This window comes from Streptococcus sp. cx1, from assembly GCF_052384325.1.
Taxonomy (GTDB): Bacteria; Bacillota; Bacilli; order Lactobacillales; family Streptococcaceae; genus Streptococcus; species Streptococcus salivarius_G.
On record NZ_JBQSUN010000002.1, the window covers coordinates 194498 to 212921 of the forward strand.

Annotated in this window: 13 protein-coding genes and 1 pseudogene; 11 read left to right on the forward strand and 3 right to left on the reverse strand. The window is 39.4% G+C overall.

The features are described 5' to 3' along the window. The 8 genes and pseudogenes from ACT170_RS04585 to ACT170_RS04620 all read left to right on the forward strand — a co-directional run bounded on the left by ACT170_RS04585 (position 1) and on the right by ACT170_RS04620 (position 13021). Positions 1 to 1833, forward strand: a complete 1833-nt coding sequence (locus ACT170_RS04585) for a GmrSD restriction endonuclease domain-containing protein (RefSeq protein WP_014634651.1) — start codon at positions 1 to 3, stop codon at positions 1831 to 1833. A gap of 178 nt (positions 1834 to 2011) precedes the next feature. Then, positions 2012 to 2947 (forward strand): annotated as a pseudogene (locus ACT170_RS04590) (IS30 family transposase). A 441-nt stretch (positions 2948 to 3388) separates the two neighbouring features. Then, a complete protein-coding gene (locus ACT170_RS04595; RefSeq protein WP_444818093.1) occupies positions 3389 to 7300 on the forward strand; it encodes a GH32 C-terminal domain-containing protein in 3912 nt (1303 codons plus the stop codon). Between the two features lie 259 nt (positions 7301 to 7559). Continuing rightward, the gene (locus ACT170_RS04600; RefSeq protein WP_060933722.1) at positions 7560 to 9590 is read left to right on the forward strand and encodes a BglG family transcription antiterminator; all 2031 of its coding nucleotides are present in this window, start codon (positions 7560 to 7562) and stop codon (positions 9588 to 9590) included. 3 nt (positions 9591 to 9593) lie between these two features. After that, entirely contained in the window at positions 9594 to 9878 is a 285-nt protein-coding gene (locus ACT170_RS04605; RefSeq protein ID WP_037612076.1) for a PTS sugar transporter subunit IIB, read from the forward strand. A gap of 12 nt (positions 9879 to 9890) precedes the next feature. Next, positions 9891 to 11237, forward strand: a complete 1347-nt coding sequence (locus ACT170_RS04610) for a PTS ascorbate transporter subunit IIC (RefSeq protein WP_060933721.1) — start codon at positions 9891 to 9893, stop codon at positions 11235 to 11237. A gap of 3 nt (positions 11238 to 11240) precedes the next feature. After that, positions 11241 to 12098, forward strand: coding sequence for a transketolase (locus ACT170_RS04615; RefSeq protein WP_060933720.1), 858 nt, complete (start codon positions 11241 to 11243; stop codon positions 12096 to 12098). Next, positions 12095 to 13021: a transketolase family protein gene (locus tag ACT170_RS04620; protein WP_060933719.1), complete on the forward strand. Its 927-nt coding sequence runs from the start codon at positions 12095 to 12097 to the stop codon at positions 13019 to 13021. The genes ACT170_RS04615 and ACT170_RS04620 overlap by 4 nt, the downstream gene beginning before the upstream one ends. Before the next feature lie 91 nt (positions 13022 to 13112). Here the strand turns inward: ACT170_RS04620 and sdaAA are convergent, their stop codons facing one another. Together sdaAA and sdaAB are read right to left on the reverse strand one after the other, a co-directional pair. Beyond that, complete coding sequence (sdaAA, locus tag ACT170_RS04625; RefSeq protein ID WP_060933718.1) at positions 13113 to 13982, reverse strand: L-serine ammonia-lyase, iron-sulfur-dependent, subunit alpha; 870 nt, start codon at positions 13980 to 13982, stop codon at positions 13113 to 13115. A gap of 12 nt (positions 13983 to 13994) precedes the next feature. After that, positions 13995 to 14666, reverse strand: a complete 672-nt coding sequence (gene sdaAB, locus ACT170_RS04630; RefSeq protein ID WP_155124181.1) for an L-serine ammonia-lyase, iron-sulfur-dependent subunit beta — start codon at positions 14664 to 14666, stop codon at positions 13995 to 13997. A gap of 278 nt (positions 14667 to 14944) precedes the next feature. Here sdaAB and ACT170_RS04635 point away from each other — a divergent pair, with 278 nt between their 5' ends. From ACT170_RS04635 to ACT170_RS04645, 3 genes are all read left to right on the forward strand, one after another. After that, on the forward strand, positions 14945 to 15640 hold the full coding sequence (locus tag ACT170_RS04635; RefSeq protein WP_073951108.1) for a YjjG family noncanonical pyrimidine nucleotidase: 696 nt from the start codon (positions 14945 to 14947) through the stop codon (positions 15638 to 15640). A gap of 72 nt (positions 15641 to 15712) precedes the next feature. Next, positions 15713 to 17497, forward strand: coding sequence for an excinuclease ABC subunit UvrC (gene uvrC / locus ACT170_RS04640; RefSeq protein ID WP_064525112.1), 1785 nt, complete (start codon positions 15713 to 15715; stop codon positions 17495 to 17497). A gap of 312 nt (positions 17498 to 17809) precedes the next feature. Further along, positions 17810 to 18091 carry a protein rep gene (locus tag ACT170_RS04645; RefSeq protein WP_002891204.1) on the forward strand — a complete coding sequence of 94 codons (282 nt, stop codon included), beginning with the start codon at positions 17810 to 17812 and terminating at the stop codon, positions 18089 to 18091. On the opposite strand, the gene ACT170_RS04650 is transcribed toward ACT170_RS04645, so the two are convergent. Continuing rightward, positions 18062 to 18385 carry a potassium channel family protein gene (locus tag ACT170_RS04650; protein WP_037611796.1) on the reverse strand — a complete coding sequence of 108 codons (324 nt, stop codon included), beginning with the start codon at positions 18383 to 18385 and terminating at the stop codon, positions 18062 to 18064. The two genes, ACT170_RS04645 and ACT170_RS04650, sit on opposite strands and share 30 nt — an antisense overlap. Positions 18386 to 18424 lie beyond the last annotated feature (39 nt).

An 18424-nucleotide genomic window follows, 5' to 3' on the forward strand; every position in this document is an offset into this window, starting at 1 on the left:
ATGAGAAGTGAAAAGTATATTCAACCAGATGAATTGAATGTGGACAATGTTTTTGAAAATGTCAACTATGTCATCCCAATCTATCAACGAAATTACGCATGGAGAAAAGATGAAATTGAGCAATTGCTAATGGATATTGATGATCTTGACGAAACTAATTCAAGTAAATATTACCTTGGCAGTTTAGTGGTCAATCAAGTCCAACCTCGAGTTTATGAAGTAATCGATGGCCAGCAACGCTTAACTACTTTGTTTTTGCTTCTTCGTTATCTGGATCATCCTTCTGTAGAAAGAAATCCTTTGAAATTTGAAGCTAGAGAAAAATCGAACATCACTCTAGGTGAGATCGAAACTGTAATGGATAGTAAAGAGCCTTCTCTTTATTCAGAAGAGTTAGTAGAAGGATATGAAATAATTAAGAAATATTTCCAGAGCAAAAACGCTAATGATGATTATAAAAAACGGTTTAGAGATAAGTTTTCTACTGTAACAATCATCCGAACCCAGGTTCCTCAAAATATCGATTTGAATCACTATTTTGAGATCATGAATACTCGTGGAGAGCAATTGGAGCTCCATGAAATTGTGAAAGCAAAGATTTTGGGTGCTATCAAGTCTGAAAATGGATTCAGTGAAGAGGACAAAAAAGATAAACTAATTGCAGCTACGATTTGGGATGCTTGTGCACAAATGGACAACTATCTTCAGATGGTTCTCCCAGTAAAAATACGTGAAAAACTATTTAGTGCAAATTGGGATATGCTGAGGGTGGCTGACTTCTCAGATCTTCGTGACATTTTTAATGCAGAAAATAACAGTGATGAGACTCAATTTACCTTAAAAACTATCTTGCAAGCGCCGGATTCTACTGTGTCTAATCAAATTGATGATAGGGAAGAAGAAAATGAACGGTTTGAGTCTATCATTAACTTTCCAAATTTTCTTTTGCAGGTCAATGAAGCCATGGAGATGACTGAGACGGATCGTGATAGTGGATTAGATGATAAGCGATTCCTTGACTTATTAAAGGACAGATGGGCTAGTAAAGAAAAGGCCTTGGAGTTTATCTATGCTCTTTTGAAGTATCGGTATCTATTTGATCGTTATATTATTAAAAGAGAATATATCGGTGAATACAAGGTCGAAGGGAAATGGTCTTTACAAAAGCTCGTCATGTATGAGGATAAAAAGGGGAGAAAACCATCCTATAAATCTACTTTAGACTCAATGGATCAAGAAGAAGGAACGGATAATCAACAATTACGACTCCTAGAATCTTGCCTGCGCGTGACCTATACTTCCCCTAAGACCATGCACTGGATTGCTAGAGTCTTGACGAATGTGAATAAAGAGCAAGATGGCAAACTCCTTATCCCTACCTTAGAAAAGTATTGCTGCAAAAAAATTGAATCTTCAGATTATCGAAATCGAAGTGGATTTGGTATCGATCGGATTGTCTTTACTTATTTGGATTATCTGTTGGCGAGGGATAGAGCATCTGAATTTAGCAATTTCCAATTCCAGTTCAGAAATTCTATCGAACATTTCTTCCCTCAGCACCCTATTAACGCTGATAATTCAGTGACTGTTGAAAATAGAGATCTGTTGGGGAATCTTGCTCTCATCACTGTTTCAGCCAATTCAAAGTTTTCGAATCGGTTTCCAATTGAGAAGGTTGAGCATTTTCCAAATATAATAGAGCAAAGTCCCAAGTTGAAGGCGATGAGTGACCTGCTCAAGAAATATGATCGAAAATGGGATAATAACAGTGTCAAAGAGCACAATGCTAGCATGCTCAGTCTATTAGAAACGGAGATAGAAAAGTACAAATAAGTGTTAATCTTTTCAAAATAGTGAAAAGCTAAAAATTATAGGAAAGAAGAAAACTGTAAAGTAGAAATTGCAGTTTTTCTTTTTGATAAATTGTAAAATATAGTGCAACAAAAAAACTCATAGCGTTTCATTGGTGTAAACTGTAAGTAACCACACAAACAGAACCCGAGGAAAAACTATGAGCTACTCCCATCTTACCATAACCGACCGAATAAAGATAGAAACTTACTTGGATTTAGGTTTGAAATCTTGCCAAATTGCAAGTAAACTTGGTGTCCATAAGTCTACCATTTCAAGAGAGTTAAGACGATGCCAAAATGGTTATTCCGCCGTCTTAGCACAGGAACAGTACGACCACAGGGCTAAGCAAAAGGGTCGGAAGTCTTGTTTGACACCAAAGTTGAAAAAGAAAATTGAGAAGGGGTTAAAAGCCTCTTGGTCACCTGAACAGATTTGTGGTCGCTATCAGCTTGAACAAAAGCCAATGGTAGCTTTTAAAACCATCTATAATTGGCTCTATGCTGGTTTGATTGATCCGGATTTAAGCGTCCTGCGCCGAAAGGGAAAAAGTCGACAGCCCAAAGAAACACGTGGGACATTTAGGATTGGCACGTCGATTGCCAAACGTCTTAAAGAGGTCAGGAATCGTGAGACTTTTGGCCACTGGGAGCTCGATACTGTGGTGTCTTCCAGAGGCAAAAGTAAGGGCTGTTTAGCGAACTTTCTAGAGCGAAAAACTCGTTTTTACTTAGCTTTCAAGATACCAGATAGAACAGCCAAAGCCATGTTTTCAGCTATCGAACAACTTTGTAGGCTATTTCCAAAAGAGACTCTTAAAACCTTCACTTCAGACAGGGGAAAAGAGTTTGCCTGCTATCCTCTGGTGGAGAACTTAGGAATTCCCTTTTTCTTTGCGGACGCCTATTCTTCCTGGTAGAGAGGAAGCAATGAAAACGCAAATGGCTTACTAAGAGAATATTTCCCAAAGAAAACAGATTTAGCCGCTATCTCTGAGGAGGCTTTGAACAAAGCCTTATATGATATCAATCACCGACCGCGAAAATGTTTAGCTTACAGAACTGCTTGTGAAGCTCTAGAGGATGAGTTTGACTAAATGTTGCACTTATTCTTGCAATTTATCATTTTTAATCGAAATATGAATCTTTCGGGTGGGTCCTGGATGTGGAGTGCTAGTCTTTTGATTTTACTGGCCGCTTTTGCCTAGCCTTTTGGGATTCTTTGGGATTGCTATTGTAACCATTGGTATTATTGGAAATAGCCTGCTAACAGGCTCAGATTAAACATAAGTAAGGGACTTTCGAATGGCAAATTCGGAAGTTTTTTATTTCTATTAAAAATATTATAGAAAAATGCGACATTTTCAGACGATAGTGCTATAATGATATTAAAAGTAAGCGTTTACCGTTTTAATGTAAATCCTAGAGATATTTCCGGAAATTTTGACAGGCTTATTAATAAAGGCGAATGTATTGACTTTGAATTTTCATGAAAAATGAGTTAACATTTAATGTTACTCTAAAGAAGGAGAAGAGTCATGAATGATACTGTTTGTAAAAATTGGTTTATGCGCAAAAGTGGGAAGACTTGGGTCTACGGCTGTGCCTTGGTAAGTTTTGCAGGTTTGGCCCTGGCTGGTCCTGTCTATGCGGACCAAGTGGAACAGGCAACTGTGAGCCAAGTACCTCAAGAAGTGGTAGCTAAAACTGACCATCAAGTTACCCCTCAAGCGGAGCTTACTCCTAGCACGACCAAGGAAGTCCCCCAAGTGGTAGAGCCGAGCCCGTCTCTTGTTTCCGAATCTGCTAAAACAGCTCAAGAGAATCCCACTCAGCCTATCCCTGACCAGTCAAAAGAAGTACAAACACAGGCTAGTGAGGCTGAGAAAGTAACTAACCAAGCGCAAGAAGCCGATTTGAATCAGACCAATCAAGAACAATCTCCAGTTGTAACGAATAGCACCAGTCCTGTTCATGTGACAGAGGAAAAAACGGATTTGCCTAATAATGAAGCAGTTACCAATCTTGAAGGGATGACCGCAGACCAAAATGGTCACTGGGAAATGCAGGCTGACGGTATTCATTCAGAAGCCAAAGACAAGGGAGACTCTTTCCTTTATTCTCAATCCGAGGGCAAGAATTTTATCTATTCAACAGATGTGACCTTCAAGGAAGCTGGTGGTGCCGCTGCCCTCATTTTCCGTGGTAACAATGATAGTAGCGATAAAAATATGTACGGGGTCAACGTAGACTCTGGTAACCATAAGGTTAAGTTTTGGCGTTGGGTCAATAATCATGATATTCAACTTGTAGACGAAAAAGATGTAACACCAACTGCCGATGAAACCTACAATCTTAGAGTAGTTGCGGCTAATCAGTGGCTATCTTACTATGTCAATGATGTGCTTGTCGCAAGTACAGGTGACGCTGTTCTTCAAAAAAGTGACAAGGGTCAACCTCAAGTCCTTCCAGAAGGTTACTTTGGACTTCTTAATTGGAATGCCAATGTCATTTTCAAAAACACCCGCTATGTTAATCTTGATGATGCCAGTCTTCCTTTGATTGACAATCTTGTGGTGACCTCAAAGACAGGATCTGTTGAAAAACAAGCCCAATTCTTCTCCCAAGAACCACTTCATATCCAATATGTAGGGCATAATGCTGAGACGGTAGGCTTTGACATTACTAAGCACAATCCTAATGCTGTCATCAAGGTTGAAGATGCCAAAGGAAATGTCTACACAGATATTTCTCAATTGCCAGTGGCTGTAGGTTCCAATTACTTTACTATTGAAAGTAGTGTGACCGATTCGCTTGGTCGTCCAGTGACCTTGACCTACCGTGTCAATATCCACCGAAGACAGAGCGATGATGTCTATTACAACGAGCTTTACCGTGATCAGTATCATTATTCTGTTAAGGATGGCTGGGCTAATGACCCTAATGGCTTGGTCTTCTACAAAGGACGTTACCATCTTTTCTATCAATTTTACGATGATACCAAATGGGGTCCAATGCACTGGGCTCATGCGACCAGCCGAGACTTGCTTCATTGGGATGAAGAGCCAATTGCTTTTTATCCAGATGCAACAGGTCACATGTTCTCAGGCTCTGTCGTGGTTGATAGTACCAATAGCTCAGGTCTCTTCAAATCTCCGGAAGGCGGTCTGGTAGCTATTATCACTTCAAATGGTAATGGGCAACGGATTGAAATTGCCTATAGTGAGGACGAGGGTAGAACTTGGCAAAAATATGATAAGGTGGTTGCCGACTGGTCTCAGGACCCACTTCAAAACCAAGATTTCCGTGATCCTAAGGTCTTTCGCTGGGATAACCAATGGTTTATGGTCCTTGCTGGTGGTCCACTCCGCATTTATTCCTCACCAGATTTGAAGAACTGGCAGGTTGAAACAACCTATAAGGATTTGCATACGGAATGTCCTGACCTCTATCCAATTGTGGCCAATGATGGGGCACTCAAGTGGGTCCTCTCACGTGGTGGTCGTTCTTACAAGGTTGGAGACTTTAAACAAGTGGATGGTAAGTGGGCCTTTGTAGCTGATGAAGTTTACCAAGAACATGATGAAATCATGAATTTTGGTAAGGATTCCTATGCTGCCATGACTTACTATGTTCATGATTTTGGGACAGCTGACCATCCAAACATCCCGCAATTGACTGAAATCAACTGGATGAACACTTGGGAAGATTATTGCAATCTAGTTGCAGATACTGTTGGTCAAAAATTTAATGGTACCTTTAACCTTAACCTTGACCTTGGTTTGGTTAAATCAGGCGACCGTTACCTCTTAACACAAACACCTGTTAAGGCCTATGAAAGCCTTCGTGATACAGATAATGCCCAGTATTTTGAAAATGTCAGAGTAGCTTCTGACAATGAACTGCTTAAAGATTTCTCAGGTGATACTTATGAAGTGGTTTCTCACTTTGTACCAGGTAAGGACACGACTGCAGTTGGATTTAACCTTCGCGTCGGTGATGGTCAAGCTACAAAGGTCGTTTACGATTTAACCAAGGAAACTTTGTCTATTGACCGTAGCCAATCTGGGACAATTCTTTCTGATGCCTTTGCTAAGGTTAATAGCCAACAAGTGACTCGCAATGAAGATGGTTCTATTGATTTGCATCTTTATGTGGACCGTGCGAGTGTGGAAGTCTTTGCTAAGGGCAATACGGTAGCTGGTGCCAATCAGATTTTCCCAAGCCCAAGAGCCGTTGGAGCGAGCGTCTTGGTTGAAGGTGGTCCAGCCAAAGCAAATATTGCTATCTACCCAATTAAGAGTACTTGGACTGACAAGAAGGAAGTCACTAAGGCTGTTGCCATGAACACCACAGTTGCAGGTGATTTGACCCTCGAAGTTGGTCAAAGCAAGGACTTGCAGGTTTACCTCGCACCCGCTTCTGAAGAGCAAGATGTGACATGGACGGTCAGTGATCCAAGTTTGGTGTCATATACTGAACATGACAATAAACTTTCTCTCAAAGCTCTTCATAAAGGTCATCTCACTGTTACAGCAACCTCAGTTGAAAATCCTTCATTGACCAAGACCTTTAAGATTGCCATCACTCTCAATAATTTTGCGACCAACCTTAAAGGCTTGAAAGCTGTCACTGGTAATTGGTATATTGATGACGATACGCTTTACGATAGCAATGTCAGTGCCAATGACTTCTTCATGGCTTATGAAAGTAATGGCTTCAAGCAATTTGACTATGATATCGACGTCAAATACCAACATGGATTGGTCAACCTCTTTGTAGCTGCGGAACGTGAAGAACCAGGCCGTGCCTACTCTGTCCAATTTGCTGACAACGATACTGTACGTCTCTTCCGTTTTGGTGGTGAAACCATCGCTGAAGCTCATCTGGATAAAGCAATCAACGATGGTCAGTACCACCACGTCAAGGTTGAAAAGGGCAAGGACACCATGACAGTCTATGTCGATGGTAAGGAAGTGCTCCATCATCAATTTGATGCCGTGGATAATTACTTCAATCAAGCCCATGTAGGTGTTGGTCTTTGGGATGGAGCAGTAGAATTCAAAAATTTCTTCGTTACTGAAAAAATGACAAACACAAGTAGTGACACCACTGACGAGCCGATCAAACCTGATCCTCAACCACAACCTAGTCCAGAACCAAGTCCGGAAAATAAACCAGATGAACCTGAGCATCAACCTGAGGTTGCTCCAGAGCCTGAACCAACTGGACAAAATAATAGCCATGACAATACAAGTACAGTACCAAATCCATCTCAGGATAATACTGGTAAGGAAGAAGAAAGTAAGACTCCAGTGGAAACACCTAAGACTATTGCTCCAATAGTTGACAATCTCCTAAAAACATTTAACAAATTTAGTCTATCAACCTTCCTTGCAAGTATTGCCAAAGAAACATGGCACTTTTTGACAAAATGGTTATTCAACTAAGATCAAAACGTTGAAAAGGCTATATAAGAAGAAAAAACTTAGAAGCACTCATACTTCTAAGTTTTTTTGCTTAGAAATAGTCATGGGATGATTCAGTTCTTTTCAAAAGGTTTGATTTTGTAAGTCGCTTTATTTTAAAATCCATTAAAATACTATCTTGGGCACAATCTAAAGAGTTTTTACAACGTTCTAAATTGTGCCCTAATTATCTTTATGTTTTGTAAGCGGTGTCATATAATCTAAGTAGAAAGGTTAAAAAATGATTGATCATAAAATTATAGTAGTTTTGATAACATTACTGGCTAATCAAAATCTTTCTTTGTATGAGTTATCTGTAAAAACTCGTTGCTCAATAAAAGACGTTAGAGATTGTATCAATCAATTAACTATTTATCTTGATAACCGAGGAATAAAAATCGAGCAAGATAAAGGGAGGTATTACGTTACTGGCATACTAAACGATGAAAATATAGCGACTTTAATTGGTTCTGAAGAATTACAGCTTCCCAAAAGGATTCGTTTACAGTTAATTTACCTTTATACTTTTTGTCGGACGGATTTTGTTTCCAATTGGCACTATCAAGATTTTTTGAAGGTTAGTAAGAATACCACCTTGTCTGATATTCGTTCTTTGAGAAAGAATCTGCAAACTCATCACTTGGATATAGAATATTCTAGATCTCAAGGATACATTATACTTGGTGATGAAAAACAGAAACATTTGATGGCTTTTAAAGTCATTAATGAGTTACTAAACTCTCCTGTCGGACTTTGGGGACTTGAATATGTTATTTCTGCTTGGCCTCATGGTATTACCTTTGAGATTTTAAATAAACTTGTTCAGGATTATTCAAAAATTCTACATCTTACGCCAATTTCCGATAAGTTACAAGAATGTTTGTATGGAATAACGCTTATTTTATGTCGTTATCAAAGGAAAGTTTCCAGAGTAGTTTCAGAGGAGATAGAGGCTCCTTCTCAGATACGTAATTTGGCAGATATTTTATTGGATAATGCTTATGATTTAGGGGGATTTGATAGTAATTTTACTAGATCAGATCGCCAATATATAGCTGGGCTCTTGTCTAGTGGTTTTGAAGGAAATACCTCTGTTGATTTTAGTTATTTCCAAACTTTAACGGATCAAATTGTAGAAAAAATGGAAAGTATTACACTTTTACAATTTTCTAAGCAAGCCACGCTCAAAGATAATTTGATGAAGCATTTGATTCCAGTTTACTATCGCTTAAAATTTGGTCTTCCTAGTTCAAATGATTATACAGATAGGATAAAAGAACAGCATCCAGACTTATTTGAATTCGTTAAGGAATCCTTGGAGCCCTTGTCAAAGGTTGTAGGTCAACCTATTCCAGACAGTGAAATAGCTTACTTTGTCGTTCATTTTGGTGGTTATCTTAAGAAGAAGGAGACGACTAGAAAAAACTACAAAGCAGTTATTGTCTGTCCAAATGGTACGAGCTCTTCACTTATGATAAAGGAAAACCTACGCATTTTATTTCCGCAGGTTAGCTTTATCGGAGTTACTCGAGTTGATCGTTTGCATGAGTTTAAGGATGAAGAATTCGATTTAGTATTTTCAACAGTAAAAGTTGATACTAAAAAACCTCAGTATTTAGTATCAGTAATGATGTCTGTTGAGCAATCTTCACAATTAGTGCAATTAGTCTCAAAAGATTTTCCAGAAATGGATTCCAAAGATATTGAGCTAGAGAGGTTGCTTGAGTTGATTAAGCGATTTGCTTCAGTTTCACAAGAATCAGAATTACGCATTGCTCTGAAAAAATTTATATATGAAGAAATTCAGAGAAAGGAAGTGTTACCTTTGTTACAAGATTTAATTACGGAAAAAATGTTTCATAGAAGTTCAGAAAAAATGGGATGGAAGGACGCTATTCGAAAAGCATCTCAGCCATTGTTGGAAAGTGGCCAAATTACCGCCAACTACCCAGAAGCAATGATTGGAAAAGTCGAAGAATTTGGACCTTTCATTAATCTAGGAAAGGGAATTGCGATTCCCCATGCTAGACCCGAAGATGGTGTTAATGAAGTGGGCATGTCCATGTTGGTTTTAGACCACCCAATTTATCTGCTGGATGATCCAGCTCAAGAAATTCGTTTATTAATTTGTATTGCTGCTGTCGATAATCAGACTCACCTAAAAGCATTAAAACATCTTACGATGATTTTACGTGATAATGCTAAGGTTGAAAGATTGTTAACAGCTCAAGAGTTTAATGATATCAAAGAAATTATTCAACAGGAGGACTAAATTATGTTGAGAATTGGTACAGCGTGTGGTTCAGGACTAGGTTCTAGCTTTATGGTTCAAATGAATATCGAATCTATTCTTAGCGAACTAGGAGTGACTGGTGTTGAGGTTGAACACTATGATTTAGGTGGTGCGGATCCAAGTGCTGCGGATATTTGGATTGTTGGACGTGACTTGGAAGATTCAGCAGGACACCTAGGTGACGTAAGGGTACTAAATAGCATTATTGATATGGATGAGCTGAAAGAATTAGTAACTAAAATTTGTGAAGAAAAGGGTCTTATTTAGGAGGTTCTATCAATGATTAAGTTCTTATTAGATATTGTAAGTACACCAGCCATATTGGTGGCTTTAATTGCTATTCTAGGTTTGGTGCTTCAAAAGAAAGCATTACCAGATATTATTAAGGGTGGTATTAAAACCTTTGTAGGTTTTCTAGTTGTATCAGGTGGTGCAGGAATTATTCAAAGTTCCTTGAATCCATTCGGAACAATGTTTGAAAAAGCCTTCCATCTATCAGGAGTTGTACCAAATAATGAAGCGATTGTAGCGGTTGCCTTGACAACTTACGGCTCAGCAACAGCCATGATTATGTTTGCAGGTATGGTCTTCAATATTCTTATTGCAAGATTTACCCGCTTCAAATATATCTTTTTGACAGGTCATCATACGCTTTATATGGCATGTATGATTGCGGTTATCTTATCAGTTGCTGGATTTACTAACTTACCATTAATTTTATTGGGTGGTCTAGCTTTAGGTATTATCATGAGTCTATCGCCAGCTTTCGTTCAGAAATACATGGTTCAATTAACTGGTAATGATAAAGTTGCCTTAGGTCACTTTAGTTCATTGGGATATTGGTTAAGTGGATTTGTTGGTGGTCTTGTTGGGGATAAATCAAAATCAACAGAAGATATAAAATTCCCAAAAAGTTTAGCATTCTTACGTGATAGTACTGTAAGTATTACAATTTCAATGTCAATTATCTATCTAATCGTTGCCATTTTTGCAGGGTCAGGGTACATTGAAAAAGAATTGAGTAGTGGTACTAGTGGTTTAGTTTATGCCCTTCAATTGGCTGGACAATTTGCTGCAGGAGTATTTGTCATCCTCGCTGGTGTTCGTTTAATTTTGGGTGAAATTGTACCAGCCTTTAAGGGAATTTCTGAACGCTTGGTTCCAAATTCTAAACCAGCTCTGGACTGTCCGATTGTTTATCCATACGCTCCCAATGCGGTCTTGATTGGTTTTATCTCTAGTTTCGCTGGTGGTTTGGTAAGTATGGCCCTTATGATTGCTACTGGATCTGTTGTCATTTTGCCAGGTGTTGTTCCTCATTTCTTCTGTGGTGCAACTGCAGGGGTTATTGGTAATGCCTCAGGTGGTGTTCGTGGAGCAACAATTGGTGCCTTTTTACAAGGTGTTCTGATTAGCTTCTTGCCAGTATTCTTGATGCCTGTTCTTGGTTCTCTTGGATTCCAAGGTTCTACTTTCTCAGATGCAGACTTTGGTTTGTCAGGAATTATTCTTGGTGTTCTAAACCAAGTTGGTTCACAAGCTGGTATTATTATTGGTCTTATCGTTGTCCTTGTAGCTATGGTTGGAATTTCTCTCGTTTATAAAGCACCTGCTAAGGAGGAGTAAGCTATGGCCCTAAGTCCAAAAGAGGTACATGAATTAAAGTCTTTTGCTACCAAAATTAGATTAAATACACTGGAAACCTTGAATCATTTAGGATTTGGACATTATGGTGGAAGTCTCTCTGTCGTAGAAGTACTTGCCGTGTTATACGGAAAAGTGATGAATATGGCTCCAGAGCAATTTAAGAAGAAGGATAGAGATTACTTCGTTTTATCTAAAGGACATGCTGGTCCTGCTCTATATAGCACACTTTATTTAAAAGGATTTTTTGATAAAGACTTTCTTCATTCTTTAAATACGAATGGTACGCGACTTCCGTCACATCCAGATAGAAATCTAACTCCAGGAGTTGATATGACGACAGGCTCTTTGGGTCAAGGAATTAGCGTTGCTACTGGAATAGCTTATGGTCAAATTATAAATGATTCTCCACATTTTACATATACAATTGTTGGTGATGGTGAGTTAAATGAGGGTCAATGTTGGGAAGCAATTCAATTTGCAGCACATCATAAATTGAGAAATCTCTTGGTATTTGTTGATGATAATAAAAAACAACTTGATGGGACGACAGAGGAGGTCTGCAATCCTGGCGACTTTGTTGAGAAGTTTAAAGCCTTTGGATTTGAAACGATTCGTGTAGATGGCTCAGATATTAAGGAAATTTACGATGCGATTATTGAATTGCAATCTTCGACCTCTAACCAACCAAAGTGTATTGTCCTAGATACTGTGAAAGGACAAGGAGTTCCTGAACTTGAAACTATGACAGCTAATCATCATTTACGCCCTTCAGATGAACAAAGAGCAATGTTAGAAAAAGCAGTGTTTGACTTGCGTAAGCGGCTGGAGGATATGGTATGAAAAGAGAAGCAAAAGAAATGCGTCTAGTTTACAGAGATTTCCTACTTGATATTAATAAAAGTCATCCGGAAGTTGTTGCATTAGAAGCGGATCTATCGAGTTCAATGGGAACAAATAATTTAGGGAAAGCATTTGGCATGCGATACATTAATGGTGGAATCATGGAATCAGAGATGGTCGGCCTTTCTGCTGGTTTATCCATCCAAGGGTTTAAACCTTATTTCCATACGTTTGGACCATTTGCTTCAAGGAGAGTATTTGACCAGTTGTTTATTTCACTTGGCTATGCTCAATTAAGTGCAACTGTTATTGGATCAGACGCCGGTATTAGTGCTGAGATGAATGGTGGAACGCATATGCCTTTTGAGGAGCTTGGTCTCCTTCGCTTAGTCCCTAACGCTACGGTTTTTGAAGTTAGTGATGATATCCAATTTGAGTCAGTATTGCAACAGACTTTACATTTGAGTGGCTTAAAATATATTAGAACTATTCGGAAAAAACCATCCCCTCTATATAAAGGAGATGAAGACTTCTCTAAAGGGTATATTAATCTAAAACAAGGAAAAGATCTTACTTTGGTTTGTTGTGGAATAATGGTTGCTCCTTGTTTAGAAGTAGCGAACTCTTTAGAAAAAGAAGGTTATTCGGTTGGTGTCATTGATCTCTTTCGTGTTAAACCAATTCATCCTGAGGTAGAAACTTTGTTGTTGGATAAACCAGTACTAACTGTTGAAAATCATAATGTTATAGGTGGTTTAGGTAGTGCGATCTGTGAAATGATGGCGACCAAAGTAAATACACCAGTTTATCGACTTGGTATAAAAGAACGTTTTGGCCAAGTAGGACAACAAGATTATCTTCTTAAGGAATATGGTTTAGATAAAGATAGTATCAGACGAGAAATCCAACAGATTCTATCCTAAGTTTAGACATAGCTGAAAAAGGCAAACATCTACTAAAAGATGTTTGCCTTTTATATGTTTGAATTAGTAATCTACGGATATCGACTAATTCTCAACCAAAGATTTCTTTTGCGAGTGCTTTTCCTTTCGGAGTTGCTGCTAAGCCACCTTCAGCAGTTTCACGGAAGGCAGTTGGCATGGCTGAACCTACCTGATACATAGCGTCAACAACCTGGTCGACTGGAATGGCAGATGTGATACCTGCCAAGGCCATATCGGCAGCTACTAGGGCAAAACTTGCTCCCATAGCATTACGTTTGACACAAGGAACCTCGACCAATCCGGCTACTGGGTCGCAAATGAGTCCCAACATATTTTTTAGTACAAAGCAGATGGCCTGGCTAGCTTGGAAGGGGGTTCCACCAGCAGCTATTGTAATAGCGGCAGCAGCCATAGCAGAGGCAGAGCCAACTTCGGCCTGACATCCTCCCTCTGCTCCAGAAATTGAGGCGTTATTTGCGATGACTAGACCAAATGCGCCAGCAGTGAAGAGAAAATCTAGTTGTTGTGATTGGCTCAAGCCCAATTTTTCGATAGCTGTTGTTAGAACAGCGGGCAAACAACCTGCTGAACCAGCCGTTGGTGTGGCACAAACCAAGCCCATCTTGGCGTTAGATTCATTGACGGCCATGGCATTTCTAGCAGCCCCCAGAACAGCAGAATCAGCCAGGGTCTTTCCATTTTTGATATAAGCATCCAGTTTGGCAGCATCTCCCCCGGTTAAGCCAGTTGGTGATTTCTCAGGGGATAGACCAGCCTGAACAGACTCTATCATCACTTCAAGATTTCGAGTCATAAGAGATAGGATTTCAGGACGTTCACGTCCAGTTAGCTCTGTTTCTGTGGCAATCATGAGCTCTGCGATATTACCTTGGTAATCTCGGTCAGCTTGTTGAACCAATTCTTCAATAGTGTAAAACATGCAATCCCCCTCTTAGCTGAAAAAGTTGACATTATGTAGATGAGGAATTCTAGCAATTTCATTGACGGCCTCATCACACTGGTGCGAGTCAATTTCTATAATCATAATAGCCTTCTCACCAGCATTTTCTCGAGTGACGGTCATCTGAGCGATATTGATACCATAACGAGATAAAATATCGGTCACAAGAGCAATCATTCCTGGAACATCTTGGTGGACTATGATAAGAGTCGGTGTATTCATCTTGAGATTGACCGCAAAACCATTGAGTTCAGTTACTTGGATATTTCCTCCACCGATAGAAACACCTGTGGCAGAAATGGTTTTTTTATCATTTTTTAAGGTAATACGAGTCGTATTGGGATGCGGCGCATTACTATCCTTGTTGATTTTCCAGTAGACCTTAATGCCTTTTTCGTATGCGATATCCAGAGCGCGTGGAATGTCAGGGTCGTCGGTTTCCATACCTAAAATACCAGCTACTAGAGCTACATCAGTCCCGTGACCTCGATAGGTTTTGGCAAAGGAATTAAAGAGTTGAAATTCTACCTCAGTCGGTGTCTCACCAAAGATGGCAGAAACAATCTTGCCAATACGAACAGCTCCTGCAGTATGGCTAGAGGAAGGCCCGACCATGACAGGTCCGATGATGTCAAAAACGGATTGAAATTTTAAATTTTTCATAACACGCCTCGTTTGATTAATCTTGTATTTTCAGTATACCACGAATTAGAGCGATTAGGTATTTAAGTAAAAATCTATAGAAATAGTAAAAAAATAATCTACTTTAAGCTTTCTTTAAGGTTCAATGGATATAATAGCAGCCTATTAAGTAAGCAATACTTATTTTTCATAAATCTGAGTGGGCGGCCTGCGGGTCGCCCTTTTGTGTTTCTTTATTTATATATAGCTGGATTGTGGTAAAATAGAGCCTAAAGATTTCCAGTTAGAAAGGATATACCATGACCTACACCCATTTACTTTTCGACCTTGACCACACCCTCCTAGATTTTGACCGTGCTGAAGATTTGGCTTTGACCTACCTTCTTGAAGAGGCTGGGGTGGCTTCACGAGATCTTAAAGTTTACAAGGATCACTATATCCCCATGAATCGTTCCATGTGGGAAGATCTCAATCATGGTTTAATCACTAAGCCGGAATTGCTTCGCACGCGCTTTTCTCGTCTTTTTGAGCATTTTGGACAGGAGGTTGATGGCAGTCACTTAGCTGGCCGTTACCAGCATTTCTTGAGCCAACAGGGGCAGGAGTTGCCTCAGGCCCATGCTTTCTTATCGAATGTTAAAGACCGAGGTCACAAGATATATGCAGCAACTAATGGTGTTAGCTACATCCAACGTGGTCGTCTGCAAGCCTCAAGCATCTTGCCATTCTTCGACGATATTTTCATTTCAGATGAAGTGGGCGCCCACAAACCGTCTACTGACTTTTTTGAAAAAATTTCGGATCAGGTAAATGACTTTCATCCCGATTCGGCCCTCATGATTGGTGATAGTCTAACTGCTGATATCCAAGGTGGTAATAATGCAGGAATTGACAGCATTTGGTTTAATCCAAAAGGTTTGGTTAATGAGACTCCGGCTATTCCAACCTATCAAGTCAAAAACTACCAAGAAATCTTGACGATTTTGAGCAAATAGGCCACTTTTCAAAATTGTATTCAACCATGACTATTAAGAGCTTTTCAGCTCTTTTTTTGCTACAATGAAAGCATGAATGATCTGATTAAACATAAGTTGGAATTACTCCCAAACAACCCGGGGTGCTATCTCCACAAGGATAAATTCGGCAATATTATCTATGTCGGTAAGGCTAAAAATCTAAAAAATCGTGTGCGTAGCTATTTTCGTGGAAGCCATGATACCAAGACAGAGCTTTTGGTATCTGAGATTGCAGATTTTGAATTTATCGTAACCGAGTCCAATATTGAGGCCTTGCTTTTGGAAATTAATCTTATCCAAGAGAATATGCCTAAATTCAACATCCGCCTCAAGGATGACAAGTCTTATCCATTTATCAAGATTACTAAGGAGCTCTATCCAAGGCTCATGATTACTCGCCAGGTTAAGAAGGATGGCGGTCTCTATTTTGGTCCTTACCCAGACTCTGGTGCAGCTAATGAAATTAAGAAGCTTTTGGACCGTATTTTCCCCTTTAAGAAATGTAAAAATCCCGCCAACAAGGTCTGTTTCTATTACCATATTGGCCAATGTAATGCCCATACCATCTGTCACACCACTGAAGACTATTGGCAAGGTTTGGTTGAGGATGTCAAGAATTTCCTAAACGGTCATGATGATAAAATCGTTAATCAGCTTAAGGCCAAGATGAAGGATATGTCTGACCAGATGGAGTTTGAGCGTGCTGCGGAGTATCGTGATTTGATTGAGGCAGTATCGACGCTCAGGACTAAGCAAAGGGTTATCCGTCAGGACATGCAGGACCGTGATATCTTCGGTTACTACGTGGACAAGGGGTGGATGTGTGTTCAGGTTTTCTTTGTTCGCCAAGGGAAACTCATTCAGCGTGATGTCAATATGTTCCCATATTATAATGATGCTGAGGAAGATTTTCTAACTTATATGGGTCAATTTTACCTGGATAGTCGGCATCTCAAGCCTAGGGAAATTTTTATTCCTGGAGACATTGATCAAGAGTCTGTCGAAGCTCTGGTCGGAGATGAAGTCAAGGTTTTTAAACCACAAAGAGGCGAGAAAAAGCAGTTGGTTAATCTGGCGACGAAAAATGCCCGAGTCAGTTTGACCCAAAAATTTGATCTCCTCGAAAAAGACTTGGCTAAGACCCAAGGAGCTATTGAAAATCTAGGCAAACTCATGGGGATTCCGACACCGGTCCGTATCGAGTCTTTCGATAACTCTAATATCATGGGAACTAGCCCTGTCTCTGCCATGGTTGTCTTTGAAAATGGTAAACCTAATAAAAAAGAGTACCGCAAATATAAGATTAAGACTGTTGAAGGCCCTGATGATTATGCCAGTATGCGTGAGGTCATTCGTCGTCGCTATAGTCGTGTCAAACGAGATGGTTTAACGCCACCAGACCTCATTATCATGGATGGTGGTCAAGGTCAGGTCAATGTCGCCAAGGACGTCCTTCGTAATGAGCTGAATCTATCTATCCCAGTTGCAGGTCTTCAGAAAAATGACAAGCACCAAACCAATGAATTGCTCTTTGGGGATCCTTTGCGAGTCATTGATTTGCCACGTCAATCCGAGGAGTTTTTCCTCCTTCACCGCATTCAGGATGAAGTTCACCGCTTTGCCATCACCTTCCATCGTCAAGTCCGTAGTAAGAATAGTTTCAGTTCTAAACTTGATGGCGTGGAGGGGTTAGGACCTAAGCGCAAACAAAAACTCCTCAAACACTTCAAGTCTATGACAGCTATCCAAAAAGCTACTGTTGAGGATATCCATTCCCTTGGCATTCCAGAAAAAGTAGCAGAGGCTCTGTTAGATAAATTAAATGATAACAATTAAGTTAGACTTTTCAAGTAACTCAGAAAAACTTGGTAGGGTGATTGATAATTCAATGATTTCCTAGGAATTCTATTTCTTGAGAGTGGGACAGAAATCGGTAATTCGTTAGAATTCGATTTCGTCGTCCCACCTCCGCACAGTTGAGTAGGGCAGTAAAAGCTGATGAAATCAGCGTAGTAGAGCCCACTCAACCACTGCGTCTTGCTCGACAATCCAAAAACAATAAAGAGGCTAGGACTTTTGTCCCAGCCTCATAATTTTGAGAAATATTAGTAAAATCCATTTGATGTCGAGAAAGAGAATGACAAACAAGTGATTGTCTTGCCTGAAGAGACGAAGGAACGGATAACGGGTGATTTGTTTGAGGGACTTTATCGGAAACGACAGATTGGATTTGGAAAACTCTTCAAGACTATCAAGAAAGAATTAGACTTAGATGATGTCGAAGATGGTAATCTTGTTCAGACTGGAGAGGATAGTCAAGAAGTATCGCGAGGTCAGGAAATTGTAGCCGTTTGGAATTGGCAGAGAAAGAATTATTTTTTACAGTTACTAAGAAATATGTTAGTCAGTTTTATTATTAGGTGTATTTAATTTGCTGTAGTAATTGACAATTACGGCTGATAAGCATCCAAAAAAAATAAGTCCATATACAGTTAAAAAGACGCTAGTAATACGTCCGATTAGAGTAGTAGCTAGTATATCTCCGTAACCTACTGTTGTTGATGTGACAAAAGCATACCATAGTCCATCCCAGTAATTACTTATTTGAGGTTCAACTAATAAAAGTATTCCTCCTGAAATAAAAATAAAACTTACAAAACTTGTCAAAAATTGATTAAAACCTGTAACTTTTATAATATGAAATAGAGTATTTAAACGTTTCATTTGGTTCTCCTTTGTTATAGTGTTAATGAAAATTATAGC